Annotated in this window: 13 protein-coding genes; 7 read left to right on the top strand and 6 right to left on the bottom strand. The window is 70.1% G+C overall.

Annotated features, from left to right (window positions below):
- Positions 1–16 precede the first annotated feature (16 nt).
- A complete protein-coding gene (locus tag AMA02S_RS42810; RefSeq protein WP_067455875.1) occupies positions 17–406 on the bottom strand; it encodes a hypothetical protein in 390 nt (129 codons plus the stop codon).
- A 69-nt stretch (positions 407–475) separates the two neighbouring features.
- On the opposite strand from AMA02S_RS42810, the gene AMA02S_RS40115 reads away from it, so the two are divergent.
- Both AMA02S_RS40115 and AMA02S_RS11440 read left to right on the top strand, forming a co-directional pair.
- Complete coding sequence (locus tag AMA02S_RS40115) at positions 476–1,594, top strand: RHS repeat protein (RefSeq protein ID WP_169806809.1); 1,119 nt, start codon at positions 476–478, stop codon at positions 1,592–1,594.
- Between the two features lie 177 nt (positions 1,595–1,771).
- Complete coding sequence (locus AMA02S_RS11440; protein WP_157430512.1) at positions 1,772–1,984, top strand: hypothetical protein; 213 nt, start codon at positions 1,772–1,774, stop codon at positions 1,982–1,984.
- A 476-nt stretch (positions 1,985–2,460) separates the two neighbouring features.
- Here the strand turns inward: AMA02S_RS11440 and AMA02S_RS11435 are convergent, their stop codons facing one another.
- Complete coding sequence (locus AMA02S_RS11435; RefSeq protein WP_067455862.1) at positions 2,461–4,626, bottom strand: MMPL family transporter; 2,166 nt, start codon at positions 4,624–4,626, stop codon at positions 2,461–2,463.
- A 157-nt stretch (positions 4,627–4,783) separates the two neighbouring features.
- Here AMA02S_RS11435 and AMA02S_RS11430 point away from each other — a divergent pair, with 157 nt between their 5' ends.
- Positions 4,784–5,929, top strand: coding sequence for a cystathionine gamma-synthase (locus tag AMA02S_RS11430; protein ID WP_067455859.1), 1,146 nt, complete (start codon positions 4,784–4,786; stop codon positions 5,927–5,929).
- A gap of 159 nt (positions 5,930–6,088) precedes the next feature.
- Positions 6,089–7,150, top strand: a complete 1,062-nt coding sequence (locus AMA02S_RS11425) for an alpha/beta hydrolase (RefSeq protein WP_245667455.1) — start codon at positions 6,089–6,091, stop codon at positions 7,148–7,150.
- Positions 7,151–7,210: 60 nt separating this feature from the next.
- On the opposite strand, the gene AMA02S_RS11420 is transcribed toward AMA02S_RS11425, so the two are convergent.
- The 3 genes from AMA02S_RS11420 to AMA02S_RS11410 are packed head-to-tail and all read right to left on the bottom strand — an operon-like array spanning position 7,211 to position 11,335.
- Positions 7,211–7,756 carry a hypothetical protein gene (locus AMA02S_RS11420; protein WP_067455857.1) on the bottom strand — a complete coding sequence of 182 codons (546 nt, stop codon included), beginning with the start codon at positions 7,754–7,756 and terminating at the stop codon, positions 7,211–7,213.
- 36 nt (positions 7,757–7,792) lie between these two features.
- Positions 7,793–9,889: a vWA domain-containing protein gene (locus AMA02S_RS11415; RefSeq protein WP_067455854.1), complete on the bottom strand. Its 2,097-nt coding sequence runs from the start codon at positions 9,887–9,889 to the stop codon at positions 7,793–7,795.
- Positions 9,890–9,913: 24 nt separating this feature from the next.
- Positions 9,914–11,335: a sigma 54-interacting transcriptional regulator gene (locus AMA02S_RS11410; RefSeq protein ID WP_067455853.1), complete on the bottom strand. Its 1,422-nt coding sequence runs from the start codon at positions 11,333–11,335 to the stop codon at positions 9,914–9,916.
- A gap of 149 nt (positions 11,336–11,484) precedes the next feature.
- On the opposite strand from AMA02S_RS11410, the gene AMA02S_RS11405 reads away from it, so the two are divergent.
- The 3 genes from AMA02S_RS11405 to ilvA are packed head-to-tail and all read left to right on the top strand — an operon-like array spanning position 11,485 to position 14,876.
- Positions 11,485–12,648 carry an FIST signal transduction protein gene (locus tag AMA02S_RS11405; protein ID WP_067457056.1) on the top strand — a complete coding sequence of 388 codons (1,164 nt, stop codon included), beginning with the start codon at positions 11,485–11,487 and terminating at the stop codon, positions 12,646–12,648.
- Positions 12,645–13,628, top strand: a complete 984-nt coding sequence (locus tag AMA02S_RS11400) for an ROK family protein (protein ID WP_281181862.1) — start codon at positions 12,645–12,647, stop codon at positions 13,626–13,628. Before AMA02S_RS11405 ends, AMA02S_RS11400 begins: the two co-directional genes overlap by 4 nt.
- Positions 13,629–13,652: 24 nt before the next feature.
- Complete coding sequence (gene ilvA / locus AMA02S_RS11395) at positions 13,653–14,876, top strand: threonine ammonia-lyase (RefSeq protein WP_067455850.1); 1,224 nt, start codon at positions 13,653–13,655, stop codon at positions 14,874–14,876.
- Positions 14,877–14,900: 24 nt separating this feature from the next.
- Here ilvA and AMA02S_RS11390 read toward each other — a convergent pair whose 3' ends face one another.
- Positions 14,901–16,337, bottom strand: a complete 1,437-nt coding sequence (locus tag AMA02S_RS11390; protein WP_067455848.1) for a M1 family metallopeptidase — start codon at positions 16,335–16,337, stop codon at positions 14,901–14,903.
- Between the last annotated feature and the right edge of the window lie 7 nt (positions 16,338–16,344).

Genomic DNA, 16,344 nt, shown 5'->3' with positions numbered 1-16,344 from the left:
GTCCGCCGGATCGTTTTCAGCCCGCTTGGACGGGATCGCTGGCGGAAGAGCGGATCCGGTTGTTGAACGGGTCGATGGCGCGGACCGAGTACGTATGCGAGCTGCCCGGTGTGAGCCCCGTGTCGGTGTAGCTGAGATTCTTCAGATCCCAGAACTTCGATTCGGAATCGGTGGTGTGCACGACGGTGGTCCCGTCACGGATCACTTCGTACGTGAGCTTCTTGTTGTCGCGGTCCCAGGTTTGAATCCAGGTGACGCGAAGCTGTCCGGTGGTGCCATCGGGTTTGGCGACGGCGGGCTTGCGGACGAGTTCTGGCGGGTTGACGTCACCGGCGATGCCGAGGCTCGGGAACCGGGTCAGTCCTTGCTGTTTCTGCCCGTTGACGTTGGTGAAGTCGCCGCCCACCCAGAGGTATTTCCCGTTGTTGTCCAGAGCACGGGGCCTTGGTACGGGCAGAGAATTTCAGCCATCGAATTGTACGACGGCTGGTTGCGCCCTCGGCAGGTTCAGGCTTTGGGTCCGGAAGGCCGCCTGGTCAGCGACACCTTCTACGACAGCCGGGGCAAACTTGCCAAGGAGTACGGCATGTACTCGGTCGCCGGTGCCCCCGAACCCAGGCTCTTCGGAGTCGACACCCCCGATTCTGTGGAGACTCAGACCCACTACTCCTACGACGGCCTGGGGCGCCAGACATTGGAACGCCTCCTGGCCGGCTCGTCCCAGGAGAAGTGGCGCACCGTGACCGCCTACGGAGGGAACTGGACGGCGGTCGACCCGCCGACCGGGGCCACACCCGCCACCCAGATCACCGACGCCCGCGGCCAGGTCGTCGAGCGTCGCCTGTACAACGGTGACAGCCCCACCGGCGCCTATGACGCCACCTCCTACTCCTACGATCCCGCCGGCCATCTCACAGAGCTCAAGGACTCGGCCGGCCGCACGTGGCAGAACATCTACGATCTGCGCGGTCGCAAGATCAGAACTGAAGATCCCGACACCGGTACGACGACCTCCAGCTACGACGACCTCGACCGGCTGCGGTCCACGACGGATGCGCGCGGCAAGACCCTGTTCCGTTCCTATGACGGACTTGGCCGCAAGCTCGATGTCCGGGAAGGATCCGCCGACGGACCGCGCCTGACCTCGTGGCTCTACGACACCGCGCCACGAGGCAAGGGATATCTGGCCTCCTCGATCAGGAACGGCCAGAACGGTGACTACATCAATCGCATCACCGGCTATGACGTCCTGGGGCGACCAGAATCGACCACGACCACCATTCCTTCTTCCGAAGGTCCGCTGGCAGGCAGTTACAGCTTCTCTCAGAGCTATAACCTTGACGGCACTCTAAAAACTGAGAATCTGCCAGCCGCGGGCGGGCTCCCCGCCGAAACCCTTACCCATACCTATGATGTGGTCGGTGGCCGCGGCGGATTGTCCGCAGACACCATCGACATCGGCCGGTCCGGCGCCCTATCGGGTGCACTATGCCTACAAGCCCGACGGCAGCCGACAGAAGGAGGACATCTACAACTCCGTAGGTGCCGTCGTCTCCAGCCGCGCCTACCTGTATCAAGGGGACCCCGGCGTTGACGGCAGTGTCGTCGGCCATATGCTCGGTAAAGTCGACCAGACGGGAACGAGCCCCTACACCGGCCCGGACACCAACGGCCGAAGCTGGCAGTGGAATTGCCTACGGGTGCCCGGGATGCTGTTCTCGATGCCGGGCACTATGACTTGGGAAGCCCGACGTGCATCAAGGATTTGGAGTTGGTCGGCTTCTCGATGGGAAGGAAGAGGGGGGCGGACCTTGAAATCAGGCTCAAGTCGGTCGCATGGGATCGCGACGTCGGGCTTGTCGTCACCTATTCGCGGGTTCGTCGGCTTGTGATGGACGTCACCGAGCGGAAGCACCTCATCCAGGAGTACAGGACCGAACTCCTGGAGGCCAGCACCACCCTCACCAGGTGGGTGCAGTCATGAAGTCGTGTTCACGGGCGGGGTCATCGTGGTCGAGAGTGAGGATCTGCGCTTTCTTTGGGAGTAGAAAGAACGGCCTGGCTCAGGACCGCCTCCGCCAACAATCGGCCACCCGGCTCGACCCCACAGGGCAGGACCGCACAATCGAGTTCGAGCCGCTGACCCACCACCTCAAGCCAAGCTCGTCGAGACGGCAGAGCGCGCCAAGATCAGGGTCCGCGAAGGTGGCGTCGGACGCGTCGAGGTCTTCCGGCCGGGCTGTGTGAGAACTTCCGCGTCGCGGCCTACCGCGACCCAATTCCGTATGAGGATCGGGCACTGGTGGTCGGTCGCGGGGGCGGCCGTGCTGGAGTCCGGGAACGAGGAGACCCCCGGCTTTCGCCGGGGGTTTCGTGTTTCGGAGGGTGTCGGGTTGTGGGGTCCTGGTCTGTGGGCGGCATTTCTGACCGGGGCCCCACAACCCGACGTCTGTGGGTTTCCTACTGGTGGTATCCCGAAGGGGCGTACTGGTTCTGGATCGGGTCCTGCGGGCCCTGGAGCTTCTTCTTCGGCTCGTCGCCGTGGCCCGGCCACCAGGCCTTGTGACCCAGCAGGGCGGTGATGCCCGGGACGAGGAAGGCCGACATCACGAAGGCCGACAGGGCGATGCCGATCGCGACCGAGAAGCCCATCTGCTTGAGCATCGAGACCGGGGCCAGCATCATGACCGAGAAGGTGCCCGCGAGGATGAGGCCCGCCGCGGCGACCGTGGGGCCGCCGTGCTGGACGGCGAGGGCGGCGGCCTGGCGTGGCTCGTTGCCCTCCTTCGCCTCTTCCCGGAGGCGGGCGGTCATCAGGATGTTGTAGTCGGTTCCGATGGCCAGGACGAACAGGTAGAGGACGATCGGCAGTTGGAAGGTGACGCCGGCCTCTCCCTGCGCGCCCTGGAAGACGTACACCGCGGAGCCGAGCGTGGCCGCGAAGCCGAGCAGGACCGAGATGACCAGGTAGATCGGTGCGACCACCGACCGGAGCAGCAGGGCCAGGATCAGCGCGATCAGCACCGCGGCCACCGGCAGGATGACCGACAGGTCGCGGTTGTTGACGGTGTTGATGTCGGCGAAGATCGCCGTCTGGCCGCCGACGTAGGCGCGGGTGCCGTCCGGCACGATCTTGTGCACCGCCGGGGTCAGGTCGTTCTTGACCAGGCTGATCGACTTGTTGGAGACCGGGTTCGTCTTGAGCACCAGGTCGACGCGGGCGACGGACTTGTCCGCGTTCTGGACGGGCTCCTGCACCCTCCCGACGCCGGGCGCGGTCTTGGCGGCCTGGCTGAAGGCGGCGAGCTGCCGCTGGGTGACCGGCTTCCCGTCGTTGCTCTTGATGAAGACCTGGACGGGGGTGGTGAGTCCGGGCGGGAAGCCCTTCTCCATGTCCTTGGTGGCCTGGGCCGACTCGGTGTCCTGCGGGAAGCCCGCGGCGAAGTCGTAGTCGGCCTTGAAACCGAAGGTGCCGGCGGCCAGTGCGACCATCACGATGCCGGCGAGCAGCGCGGCGACGGCGGGACGGCGGCCCACGCCGCGGCCGATCGCCGCGGAGATGGTGCCCTTGGGCTGCTTCTTCCACGCCTTGGACGGCCAGAACACGGCCGTTCCGAGCAGCGAGACGATCGCCGGGAAGAGGGTGAGGGAGGTGATGCCCATCACGACGACCGCGATGGCGAGGGACGGGCCCCAGGCGCTGAACACGCCGAAGGTCGCGAGCAGGAGGACCAGGAACGTCACGGCGATGGCGGCGGCGGCCGAGGAGATGACCTCGCCGACGCGCTCCACCGCGGTGATCATCGCGGTCTTCTTGTCGTCCCCGGCCCGCAGCCGTTCACGGAAGCGGAACATCAGGAACAGGTAGTAGTCGGCGCCGATGCCGAACAGGACGATCAGGATGATGGTGTTGAGGCTGTCGTCGCCGGAGAAGCCGAACACCTTCGACGCGGCTCCGATCAGGCCCATCGAGACCTGCATCGTCAGCATGATCACGACGATCGGCAGGATCGCCGCGATCGGCGCCCGGAAGATCAGCAGGATCAGCCCGATGATCAGGACGAGGGTGGCGATGCCGACGATCTCGAAGGACTTGTTGAAGGAGTCCTCGTTGTCGACGAAGCCGGCGACGTCACCGCCGACCTTGGCCTCCAGCCCGCTGCCCTTCAGAAGCGGTGGCAGATCCTTGCGGATCTGTTTGACCGCATCGCCCTGCTTCTCGCTGTCCGCGGTGGAGGTGCCCTTCATCGGGACCATGATCACCTGGACGGCCTTGTTGGGAGCTACGGCGTCCGCGCCCGTGGCGAAGGTCTGGACGGTCGGAGGCTTCTTGGCGTTCAGCGACGTGGCCGCCTGGTTGACCCGGGCATTGTCGGCCGGGGTCATGGCCTGGCCGTCCGACCGCTTCACGACGATCAGCGAGGAGGTGTCCTCCTGCTGCGGGAACGCCTTCTCGGCGACCTTCATCGCCTGGACCGACTCGTACTTCGAGGGCAGGAAGTCGCCCTGGTCGGACTCGGTGGTCAGCTTAGGGGAGAACACGATGACGACGGCGGCCACCACGAGCCAGGAAACGATCGTCCACCATGGGTGTCTCACGACGAAGCGCGCGAGCCGAGCAAACATGCGTCTTCCTTAAATCAAGGGTGGGTCAGAGGTACCTGTCAAACGGTAGAGATCGGAAACGCCGTTGTGGTCAACCCGCGAGCCGAATTGGAGCGTGATACCTACGGGGGAGATCCTCATCCTCCAGGAGGGCTCGCAGGTGGATAGCCTCGTTCCCATGGACAACGAGGTTCAGGGGTTCGAGACCCTGGCGATCCACGCGGGGCAGGCGGCCGACCCGGCGACGGGGGCGGTCGTGCCGCCGATCTACCAGGTCTCGACATATAAGCAGGACGGCATCGGGGGGCTACGGGGCGGCTACGAGTACTCGCGGTCGGCGAATCCCACGCGTACAGCGCTGGAGGTATGCCTGGCCGAGATCGAGGGGGGCGCGCGGGGGCTGGCGTTCGCGTCGGGGCTGGCGGCGGAGGACGCGCTGGTGCGGGCGGTGTGCCGGCCGGGCGACCATGTGATCATCCCGGACGACGCCTACGGGGGGACGTACCGGCTCTTCGCGAAGGTGGCCGCGCCGTGGGGGGTGGCCTACGACCCGGCGCCGCTCAGCGACGTCGAGGCCGTCCGGGCGGCGGTCCGTCCGGAGACGAAGATCATCTGGGTGGAGACGCCGACCAACCCGCTCCTCAACATCGCCGACATCCGGGCACTTGCCGTCATCGCACACGACGCGGGCGCGCTGCTGGTCGTCGACAACACCTTCGCGTCGCCGTACCTCCAGCGGCCGCTGGATCTCGGCGCGGACGTGGTCGTGCACTCCACCACCAAGTACATGGGCGGGCACTCCGACGTCATCGGCGGCGCGCTGATCGCCGCGGACGAGGCGCTGGGGGAGCAGCTGGCGTTCCACCAGAACGCCATGGGGGGTGTCGCGGGGCCGTTCGACGCGTGGTTGACCCTGCGGGGGATCAAGACTCTCGGCATACGGATGGACCGGCACTCCGCCAACGCGGAGCGGATCGTGGAGATGCTCACCCGCCACCCGGCCGTCCGGACGGTGCTGTACCCGGGGCTGCCCGAGCACCCCGGCCACGACGTCGCGGCCAAGCAGATGAAGGCGTTCGGGGGGATGGTGTCGTTCCGGATGGAGTCAGAGGACGAGGCCGTCCGCGTCTGCGAGCGGACGAAGCTGTTCACGCTGGGCGAGTCCCTCGGCGGTGTCGAGTCGCTGATCGAGCACCCGGGCCGGATGACGCACGCGTCGGCGGCCGGGTCGCCGCTGGAGGTGCCCGGCGACCTCGTCCGGCTGTCGGTCGGAATCGAGGACGCTGCCGATCTTCTCCGTGATCTCCGGCAGGCGCTGGACTGACGCTGGAACGCTCCTGAGCTGGGAGAATGCCCTGGGTGGCCGGTGCCGGATGTCCGGCCACCCGGTGGCGTCACCGGACAAACTGCCCATCCTTCCCGCGCCGCTCTTGATCAAACATCTATGATGTGCCCGCCAGGTTCCATCGAGAAAGGGCTCGGGGTGCGCAAGGTACTGGTCTGTGGTGCGGCGTTCGCCGCGACATGTCTGGCCGCGCTGGCCGTTCCGATGGGGGCCGAGGCCACCGTGCCCGACCCGAGCCCCACGGAGTCCGCGCCGACGGTCGTGCCGTCCGAGGAGACGGGCACCGGCGCGCCGTCCGGCAGCCCGGAGACCGGCGGCACCACGCCGTCCCCGTCGGCGCCTTCCGCGGACGGCGCCGGGACGACGGACGGCATCGTCTCCGGCAGCGCCGTCATGGTCACGCCGCGCCTTCCGAAGTTCAAGACCTACGCCTATGGCAAGGCGTCGCGGCAGCGGATCGACGCCTACTGGCGGCAGTCCGCGCCTGGGGCCGCGCCCCGCCCCGCCGTCCTGGTGATCCACGGCGGCTACTGGCTGGGCGGCGACAAGAGCAGCTGGAAGTACCTCGCGCGCCGCCTGACCGCCGAGGGATATGTCGTCCTCGCCGCGAACTACCGGCTCGCGCCGAAGGCGGTGTGGCCCGCCCAGCGCAACGACGCGATGTCCGCGCTGGACTTCATGAAGAAGCACGCGAAGGTCTGGAACCTCGACCCGAACCGCGTCGCCGTGATCGGCTCGTCCTCGGGCGGGATGCTGGCGACCCAGCTCGGCACCTACGGGACCGGCGGGCAGCGGGTGCGCGGCGTGATCGCGCTGTCCCCGCCGAACAACCCGTTCCTGGCCTATCAGAACGGTGGCGAGCCCGGCGCCGTCCCCGCGAAGCGGATGCTGCGCAAGGCCGTGGTCGACCTCGTCCGGTGCGTGCCCGGCGCGACGGCGAAAGCGTCGTGCTGGAAGCGGCTGGACGACGCCAACTCCACCAACCACGTCTCGGCCGGCGACGCGCCGATGCTGCTTATGCACGCCAGCGGCGACTTCGTCCCGGTCACCCAGAGCACGGGCCTCGCGAGCGCGCTGCGCGCCGCGGGCGTCCCGGCGACGGTGAAGGTCGTGCAGGGCGAGATGCACGCGTCCGGCCTGCTGGAGGACGAGCACACCTACCCGCAGATCGTGAACTGGCTCAACGCGCACGTGAAGTGACACCCGCACGTGGAGTGACCGGCCCCGGTGCGCCGCCTGTGGCCGGGTAAGGCGCGCTGGTCAGCCGTTCCACACCATCAGGACGAGGATCACCAGCCACACCAGCGCGACCACGCCGGACATCGCGGCGATCCGTCCGCGCTGCACCTGCGCGATGTCGCCCCGCGCGGCCGAAGGGCCTGCCGCCGGGCCCGCGGCCGGGGCGTCCTGCTCCGTCTTCTCCGATGCCTGCTCTGCCTCGTCGTCAGGACGCGGCGTCACCGGGGCGGGCGCCGCCTCGGCCGCGGCGACCTCCAGCAGGTGCGCGGCCTTCCGCTGGTCGCGCTCCACGATCAGCAGCAAGACGAGCGCCACGACAAACAGCGTCATCGACACCGACAGCCACACCTCCGCCAGGTCGCCCTTGGCGAGGGCCAGTCCGAATAGGAAGATCCCCAGGGTCGCGACGCCGTAGATCTGGGTGGTGCGGTGCAGGTACCGCACCACGACCACGTTCCGCTTGCGGATGTAGCGCGGGGTGGACATGGTCGCGGCGGTCAGCGGCCCCAGCGTGAAGATCGCGAACCCGATGTGCAGGAACAGCAACAGGCGGTCGGAAGTCGACATGATGCCGACCTTAGTCCGTTCGCCCGCGGCGGGCCGTCAGCGACGGGCGCGCCGCACCCTCAGGTAGTCGCTGACGACGTACTCGCCCAGCCGTTCGGCGTCCGGGGCGAACACCCGGCCGCCGTTGCGGCGCGCGACCTCCTCCACGAACGACACGAGACGGCGATCTTCGGCGAGCATGAAGAAGTTCATGCAGGCCCCCCGCCGCGTCATCTTGTCGACCTCGGAGAGCGTGAGTACCAGCGTGTCGGTGGACGGCGGGTAGTCGAACAGCGAGCGCCCGTCCGGACGCAGGTGCGCGGTGGGCTCGCCGTCGGTGACGACCAGCACGATCGGCTCGAAGTCGGGGTGCCGGTCCAGGTGCCGGCCCGCGATCATCAGCGCGTGGTGCAGGTTGGTGCCCTGGACCATGTCCCAGTCGAGGCCCGCCATCTCCGTCGGGTGCAGCACCCGCGCGTAGTTGGAGAACCCGATGATCTGGATCGCGTCCTGCGGGAACTTGCTCGTCACCAGGGTGTGGAGCGCCAGCGTGGTCTGCTTGGCCGCCGCCCAGGTGCCGCGCAACACCATTGAATAGGACAAATCCACCAGCAGGCAGACGGCCGCGCCGGTGCGCCGCTCGGTCTCGTGCACCTCGAAGTCGTCCACGCCGAGCTTGACGCCGCCGGGACGCCGGACGCCGTTCGGACGCACCAGATCCGATACGCCCGATGTGTTCGGCTCTGCCGGTTTGGTCGTGGACGCCGGGACGCTCGCGACGAGGCCGCCGCCCGCGGTGCCGCGCCCGTGGCCCGTGGCGCCGCGCCCGCCGTCCATGGCGCTGCGGCGGATCGCGTTGCCGACCGTCCGGACGACGTCCAGGGGCTGCTCGTCGCCGAACCGCCACTCCCGGCTCGCTCCGGTCAGCTCGCCCGCCTGGCCGGCGTCCCGCTGGTCGTGGTCGCCCTGCCGTCCGGACGTGAGCTGGGAGAACACCCGGCGCAGCGCCGTCTCGCCGAGCCGCCGCACCGCCTTCGGCGTCAGCTCCAGCTTGCCCTTGCGGCGCTGGAGGAAGCCCTGCCGTTCCAGCTCCTTCTCGATGCGGCGCAGTGCGTCCAGGTCGTCCACGGCCTGCCGGCCGAGGGCCCGCCGGATCGCCTCCTCGTCGATGTCGTCCAACCTTGCGCCGGGATACTCCTGGCCGAGCGCCGACTCCAGTTCGGCGAGGTCGGCCAACTCGGCCAGCGCGGTCGTCGCGTCGCCCATCCCGAGCGGGTCCCGCCCGGTCATCTGCTCGGGCTCGCCCCAGCCGAGATCGGGACGCCGGGCCCGCAGCGCGTCACCGAGCCGGGTCATCTCCATGGCGAGGCCCGCGTCCTGCATGGCCTGGTCCATGAGGCCGGCCAGCTCGGCGCGCTGCTCGGGGCTGAGCGAGGCCAGCAGCCGGTCCATCGCGGCGGCGCGGCGCGCGAGCGTGTCGACCAGCTCCTCCAGGTTCTGCGGGTCGTCGGGGAACATGTCCCCGTACTGCTCCATGAACCGCTCGAAGTCCTGCTGGGTGTGCTCGCCGCGCGCGTCACGTTCCAGCATCGCGTTCAGCGCGGCCATCATGTCCTTCACGCGCTGCATCGCGGCCGGATCCTGGTTCTCCAGGGCCTGCTTCATGCCCTGGAACTGCGCGTCGAGCACCTCGCGCCGCAGCAGGTCCTTCAGCTGCTCGAAGGTCGCGCGGGCCGCGTCGGAACGCCACTCGTAGTCCGAGAGCCTTCGGATCGCCTGGGAGGTGTCGTCGGGCAGCGCGTCGAGCTCCGCCTCGCGCAGGCGCGCCTCGTCGCCCGGATCGGGGAACAGCTCCGCGCGCTCTTGGCCGATGGCAGTGTCGAGTAGCGCGCGCGCCTGCTCCAGAGTGCCGTCCAGGCGGCCCCGGTCGCGGAGCGCGCGGCGCCGGTTCCGGACCTCCTTGAGCAGATCGTCGAGCCCTCGGCGGCCCTGCGCGCCCGGCAGGCCCCGCCGCAGCAGCTCCCGCAGCGCGTCGTCGGGGCGGGTGCCGTCCAGCACCGCGTCGCCCATGGCGTCCAGGGCGTCGCGGACGTCGTACGGCGGGGCCAGCGGATCGGGCCCGTCCTCGTACGCGCCGTAGCGGTAACGGCTCATCGACTCTCCTTGCCCGTGGAGACCTCAGGTGCGATAGGTGGCGGTCCCGTCGGCTCGTCCTTCGGAGACGTCCTTGGACAGGCGCCGGGTGAGGAACAGCCCCTCCAGGGCGAACTCCAGCGCGGCAGCGGCCTGACCGGGGGACTCCCCGCTCAGGCCAAGCCTCTCCATGATCTTGGCGAGCCCGGCGACCTGGCCGATCCGGCGCAGCAGCTCCGCCGCCGCGATCAGCTCGCCCGACTCCACCCGCTCTCCCGAGTCGAACTTGTCCAGCAGCCCGGTCAGGTCGGCGGCGCCCAGCGTCCGCCGGTAGGTCTCGGCGACCGCCCGGCGCAGCAGATGCTCCAGCACCTCCTGCTCGCGGCCCTCCTCGCTGACCTCGAACTCCACCTTGCCCATCAGCGACGGCACGATCGCCGGCAGGTCACAGACCCGCGCGACCGCGCGCTCCTCGCCGGTGAGCGCCGCGCGCCGCACCGCACCCGCCGCCACGGTCTCGGCGCCCGCGAGCGCGAACCGTGCGGACACGCCCGAGCGCGCGTCCACCGCGGTCGACTCCCGGACGAGCCGGGTGAACCGTCCGATGATCTCGACCAGGTGGTCGGGGACCTCGGCGGGCAGACCCGCGAGGTCGGCGAAGTCGGCCTCCTGCCGGATCAGCTCCAGCTCGGCGTCCAGCGCGAGGGGATAGTGGGTGCGGATCTCGGCGCCGAAGCGGTCCTTCAGCGGCGTGATGATCCGGCCCCGGTTGGTGTAGTCCTCGGGGTTGGCGGACGCGACGAGCAGCACGTCCAGCGGCAGCCGCAGCGCGTAGCCGCGGACCTGCACGTCCCGCTCCTCCAGCACGTTCAGCAGCGCGACCTGGATGCGCTCGGCGAGGTCGGGCAGCTCGTTGATGGAGAAGATCCCGCGATTGGTGCGCGGGACGAGACCGAAATGGACGGTCTCCGGGTCGCCGAGCGTGCGGCCCTCGGCCACCTTGATCGGGTCGACGTCGCCGATGAGGTCGCCGACGCTGGTGTCGGGCGTGGCGAGCTTCTCGCCGTAGCGCTCGTCGCGGTGCTTCCATTCGACCGGCAGGTCATCGCCCTTGGCGGCGGCCAGCCGGCGGCAGCGCACGCACACCGGTTCGTACGGATGGTCGTTGATCTCGCATCCGGCCACTACCGGGGTCCACTCGTCCAGCAGCCCGCCCAGGGTGCGGATCAGCCGCGTCTTGCCCTGGCCGCGCTCGCCCAGCAGCACCAGGTCGTGCCCGGCGAGCAGGGCGCGTTCCAGATGGGGCAGGACGGTGTCGTCGAATCCGAGGATCCCCGGAAACCGGGGCTCGCCGGCCTTGAGCCGGGCGAGCAGGTTGTGGCGGATCTCGGCCTTCACCGATCGCTGGACGTGACCGCTGGTGCGCAGATCGCCCAATGTGGTCTCGCGAGGTGTGGATGAACGCACGCGATCGACATTACGTCGCCGGTAAGGGGAATCGCACCCTCGTGCCGGTATTCGTCCTACGCGCGGCGACGTGTTGGGTGTGGGGCGCGCAGCGGGGGAGACTGGATGTGTGAAGCGAGCGGGTGAACGCGGAGAGGGAGGCGGCGTCGATGGCGCGATTCGGTGATGGCCTGGCCGTCGGCCCCGACCTGACCAGCGCGGCCGGGTCGGCGGTCGAGCAGGCACTGGCGCCGCTGAGCGCGGCACCCGACCTGGTGTGCGTGTTCGTCCGCGGGGACGACCCGGACGAGATGGAGGCGGCGGCGCGGCGCGCGGCCGATCTGGTGGCGCCCGCGCTCGTCCTCGGGTGCAGCGCGTCCGGGGTCATCGGCGCCGGGCGCGGGGTGGAGGAGACCGGCGCGGTCAGCGCCTGGGCGGCGGTGCTGCCCGGCGCGCGGCTCGAACCGTACCGGCTGGAGACGCTCAAGGCCGAGGACCGGCTGATCGTCGTCGGGATGCCGGAGGGGCAGCCCGACGACGTGGTGGGGGTGCTCCTCGCCGACCCGTTCAGCTTCCCGGTCGACGCCTTCGTGGAGCGCTCGGACGACGCGCTGCCCGGCCTGCCGCTGGTCGGCGGCCTCGCGGGCGGCGAGGAACGCGGCGAGACACGGCTGTTCGTCGGCGGTGACGTCTACGAGGACGGCGCGGTCGGCGTGGTGATCGGCGGCGACGTCGCCGCCGCCACGGTCGTCAGCCAGGGCGCCCGGCCGATCGGCCCCGACATGGTGGTGACGCGGGCCGACGAGAACGTCCTCTATGAGCTGGCGGGCGTCCCGGCGCTGGAGAAGCTGGAGCAGATCGTCGTCGGGCTGCCCGATGAGGATCAGGAGCTCGCCGGGCAGGGGCTGCTCATCGGCGTGGCGATGGACGAGTACGCCGACGAGCACGAGCACGGCGACTTCCTGGTCCGCGGGGTGGTGGGCGCCGACACCGACAGCGGCGCCATCGCGATCGGCGACGTCGTGGAGGTCGGACGGACCGTCCGGTTCCAGGTCCGTGACGCGGGCGCCGCCGAGGAGGACCTCGCCGCGCTGCTCGAACGGTTCGACCTCGCGCCGGTCGAGGGCGCACTGCTGTTCTCCTGCAACGGGCGCGGTCAGGCGATGTTCCCCGACTCCGACCACGACGCGAAGGTGCTCGACCGCGCGTTCGGACCCGCGGGAATCGGCGGGTTCTTCGCCTCGGGCGAGATCGGTCCCGTCGCGGGACGCAACCACGTGCACGGGTTCACCGCGTCCATCCTGGCGTTCGGGCGGCCTGAGGAGCCCGCGTGACCGACGCGGCCGCGCCCGTCCAGGCACCCGTCCTCGCCGTCGACATCGGCGGGACGAAGATGGCCGCGGCCCTGGTCGAGCCCGGCGGCCGCGTCGCCGCCTACGACCGTGTCGCCACCCCCGACGGCCCCGCGCCGGACGGGACGGCGTTGGACGCCGAGGGCCTGTGGCGGACCCTGGAGGCGCTGCTGGACAAGCTCACCGCCGACGCCGGGGATCCGCCGCTCGGCGGCATCGGCGTCGGCTGCGGCGGACCGATGACCTGGCCCGGCGCCGAGGTGTCCCCGCTCAACATCCCCGCCTGGCGGGGGTTCCCGCTGCGGGCGCGGCTGCACGCCCGGTACGGGGGCCTGCCCGTCCGCGTCCACAACGACGCCGTCTGCGTCGCGATCGGCGAGCACTGGCGCGGCGCTGGCCGCGGGCGCGGCAACGTGCTTGGGATGGTCGTCTCGACGGGCGTCGGCGGCGGGCTCGTCCTCGGGGGGCGGCTCGTCGACGGTGCCAGCGGCAATGCCGGACACATCGGACATGTCATTGTCGATCCGGACGGACCGCCCTGCGAGTGTGGCGGCCGGGGATGCCTGGAGGCCATCGCACGCGGCCCCGGCCTCGTGGCCTGGGCGCAGGAGGAGGGCTGGCGCCCGGGCAGCCCGGACGTCACCGGCATCGAGCTGGCCGCCGACGCCCGGCGGGGCCATCCGGTCGCCGTCGCCGCGATGCGCCGCGCCGGCCACGCCATCGGCGTCGCCGTCGCCTCCGCCACCCACCTGTGCGATCTGGAGGTGACGGCGATCGGCGGTGGTGTCTCGCAGGCGGGCGCGCTGCTGTTCGACCCGCTGGAGGAGGCGTTCCGGGCGCACGCGCGGATGGACTTCGCGCGCAAGGTCCGGATCGTCCCCGCCGCCCTCGGTCAGACCGCGGGCCTCATCGGCGCCGCCGCCCTGATCTTCGCGGGTGATCGTTACTGGAACGCCGGTTGAGCTGGACCGTGGGAAGATCGGGACATGACCCTCGTCAGTGTCGACGACGTCCGGGCCGCTCGTGAGCTGCTCCGCGACGTGGTCGTCACCACCCCCCTGATCCGCTCCCGGGTCCTGTCGGAGGCCGTCGGCGGCCCCGTCCTGCTGAAGTGTGAGAACGTCCAGCGCACCGGCTCGTTCAAGATCCGCGGCGCGTATGTGCGGATCGCCCGGCTCAGCGACGCCGAGCGGGCCCGCGGCGTCGTCGCGGCGAGCGCGGGCAACCACGCGCAGGGCGTCGCGTTGGCGGCGTCCATGCTCGGCTGCAAGTCGACGGTGTTCATGCCGGCGGGCGCGCCGCTGCCGAAGGTCGCCGCGACCCGCGGCTACGGCGCCGATGTGATCTTCCCCGGGCCGACCGTCGACGACTGCCTCGTCGCGGCGCAGGAGTACGCCGACGAGCGCGGCGCCATCCTGATCCACCCCTTCGACCATCCGGACGTGGTCGCCGGGCAGGCCACCATCGGGCTGGAGATCCTCGACCAGTGCCCCGACGTGCGGACCGTCGTGGGCGCGGTCGGCGGCGGCGGGCTCATGTCGGGGATCGCCGTCGCGCTCAAGGGCGTCGCGAAGGAGACCGGCGGCCACGACGTCAAGGTGGTCGGCGCGCAGGCCAAACGGGCGGCGGCGTTCCCGGCCTCGCTCGCGGCGGGCCGGCCGACCCGCGTCGAGATCGAGGCCACGATGGCCGACGGCATCGCCGTCGGCCGGCCCGGTGACCTCACCTTCAGGCTGTTCACCGAACTCGTCGACGCGGTCGTCACGGTCACCGAGGAGTCGATCTCGCAGGCGCTGCTGCTGTGCCTCGAACGCGCCAAACAGGTCGTCGAGCCGGCCGGCGCGGCCGGGGTCGCGGCGCTGCTGGAGCACTCCTACGCCGTCCGGACGCCGGTGGTGGTGCTGCTGTCGGGCGGCAACATCGATCCGCTGCTGCTGTCGAAGGTGCTGCGGCACGGCCTGGCGGGCACCGGACGTTACCTCGTCGTCCGGTGCCGCCTGAAGGACCGTCCGGGTGCCCTCGTCACGCTGCTCAGCGAACTGGCCGAACTCGGCGTCAACGTCCTGGACGTGGTGCACGAGCGGGTCGCCGCGCGCCTGCATGTCGAGGAGGCCGAGGTGCTGATGCACCTGGAGACGCGCGGCTCCGACCACTCCGAGGACGTCATCGGGCGGCTGCGGGAGAAGGGCTACACCCTCACGCTGAGTTGACCGAGGGGGGTGAGCCGCCCACCGCTAGCTGCCCGTCCGGGGGCCGAGCGGGGGTTTGCCCTCGGAGTACAGCCACGTCGTGGCCCACGCCCGCAGGTTCTTGTGCGAGATCCTCTCCGCGAAGCGGACGAAGTCCTCGGTGGAGGCGTTGCCGTGCCGGTAGGCGGCCGGCCACGCCTTGAGCAGCCGGTAGAACGCCTTGTCCCCGATGGTGCGCCGCAGGATGTGGATGGCCATGGCGCCGCGGTCGTAGACGAGTCCGTCGAAGATGCCGTCGCGGCCCGGGTCGGAGACCTTGCCCTTCCACAGCAGGCTGGTCGGCGGCGCCGCGAACGCCTCGTCGAAGCTCTGCTGGACGGGCGTGCCGGCGAACTTCTCCGAGTACAGCCACTCGGAGTAGGTCGCGAACCCCTCGTTCAGCCAGATGTCGGCCCAGCGCTTGGGGGAGACCGTGTCACCGAACCACTGGTGCCCCAGCTCGTGCGCGAGCAGGGTCCCGCTCGGGATGGCGCCGCCGCGGCGCATGTCGTACACCGGACGGCTCTGCGTCTCCAGCGCGTAGTCGATGCCCGCCTTGACGGCGATCCCGCCGGTGGAGGTGAACGGGTAGCGCCCGTACAGGGACGCCTGGAAGTCGGTGATATCGGCGGTTTGGTCGAGGAACTTCTTCGCGAGGTCCGGCTTGATGCCGAGGACCTGGTCGGTGGCGGTCAGGTTCGGGATGCCGGTGCGGGTACGTCCGGTGAGGACATCGAACTTCCCGATCGCCAGCATGGACAGCTCGCTGGCCATCGGGTCGCGGACCTGCCAACGCGCCGTCGTCCAGGCGCCCGAGGTCCGCGTGCCCTTCAGGTCGCCGTTGGCGAGGGCGGTGATGCCCTTCGGCGTGGTCAGGGTGAAGGTGTAGGTCGCCTTGTCGGTCGGATGGTCGTTCACCGGAAAGACGGTGGCGGCGCCCGTCGGCTGGTTCAGCATCACGGCGCCGTCGGGCGTCGGCACCCACCCGGACGTGCCGAGAGCGGGATCGTCGACGGTCCGCGGCACGCCCGAGTAGGCGACGGTCACGGTGAAGCGGTGGTTCTTGCGCAGCCCCCTGCGCGGTGTGATGACCAGCTCCTGCGCGCCCGTACGCGCGTAGGCGGCCTTGTGGCCGTTCACCCTCAGCGACGAAATGGTCAGGGGGCCGAGAAAGTCCAGGTCGAACCGGGACAGATTCTGGGTCGCCCGCGCGGTGACCCGGGTCACGGCCGTAATACCCTTCGTCTTCGGGTCGTACCTCAGGCCGATGTCGTAATGGGCGACGTCGTAACCGCCATTGCCCATGTCGGGAAAGTACGGATCACCAGCGCCGGGGGCGCCGGGGGTGAACCGTGCGGTGGCGTCGGCGGGCGTGGCCGGCACCAGGAGGCCCGCGGTGACGCTCAACGCCACGACGGACAACGCTCTGGGGGTTCTGGTCATGGACCTC

This window comes from Actinomadura macra NBRC 14102 (assembly GCF_001552215.1).
GTDB lineage: Bacteria > Actinomycetota > Actinomycetes > Streptosporangiales > Streptosporangiaceae > Spirillospora > Spirillospora macra.
The sequence above is the reverse complement of the archived record's forward strand: the minus strand, read 5'-3'. Positions and strand labels throughout refer to the sequence as shown.

What these genes read in the sequence shown, in the direction of transcription:
- AMA02S_RS11415 (WP_067455854.1), bottom strand. Translation starts at nt 9,889, where the DNA reads ATGAGCCGTTACCGCTACGGCGCGTACGAGGACGGGCCCGATCCGCTG.
- AMA02S_RS11390 (WP_067455848.1), bottom strand. Translation starts at nt 16,337, where the DNA reads ATGACCAGAACCCCCAGAGCGTTGTCCGTCGTGGCGTTGAGCGTCACC.
- ilvA (WP_067455850.1), top strand. Translation starts at nt 13,653, where the DNA reads ATGACCCTCGTCAGTGTCGACGACGTCCGGGCCGCTCGTGAGCTGCTC.
- AMA02S_RS11430 (WP_067455859.1), top strand. Translation starts at nt 4,784, where the DNA reads ATGGACAACGAGGTTCAGGGGTTCGAGACCCTGGCGATCCACGCGGGG.
- AMA02S_RS11420 (WP_067455857.1), bottom strand. Translation starts at nt 7,756, where the DNA reads ATGTCGACTTCCGACCGCCTGTTGCTGTTCCTGCACATCGGGTTCGCG.
- AMA02S_RS11435 (WP_067455862.1), bottom strand. Translation starts at nt 4,626, where the DNA reads ATGTTTGCTCGGCTCGCGCGCTTCGTCGTGAGACACCCATGGTGGACG.
- AMA02S_RS11405 (WP_067457056.1), top strand. Translation starts at nt 11,485, where the DNA reads ATGGCGCGATTCGGTGATGGCCTGGCCGTCGGCCCCGACCTGACCAGC.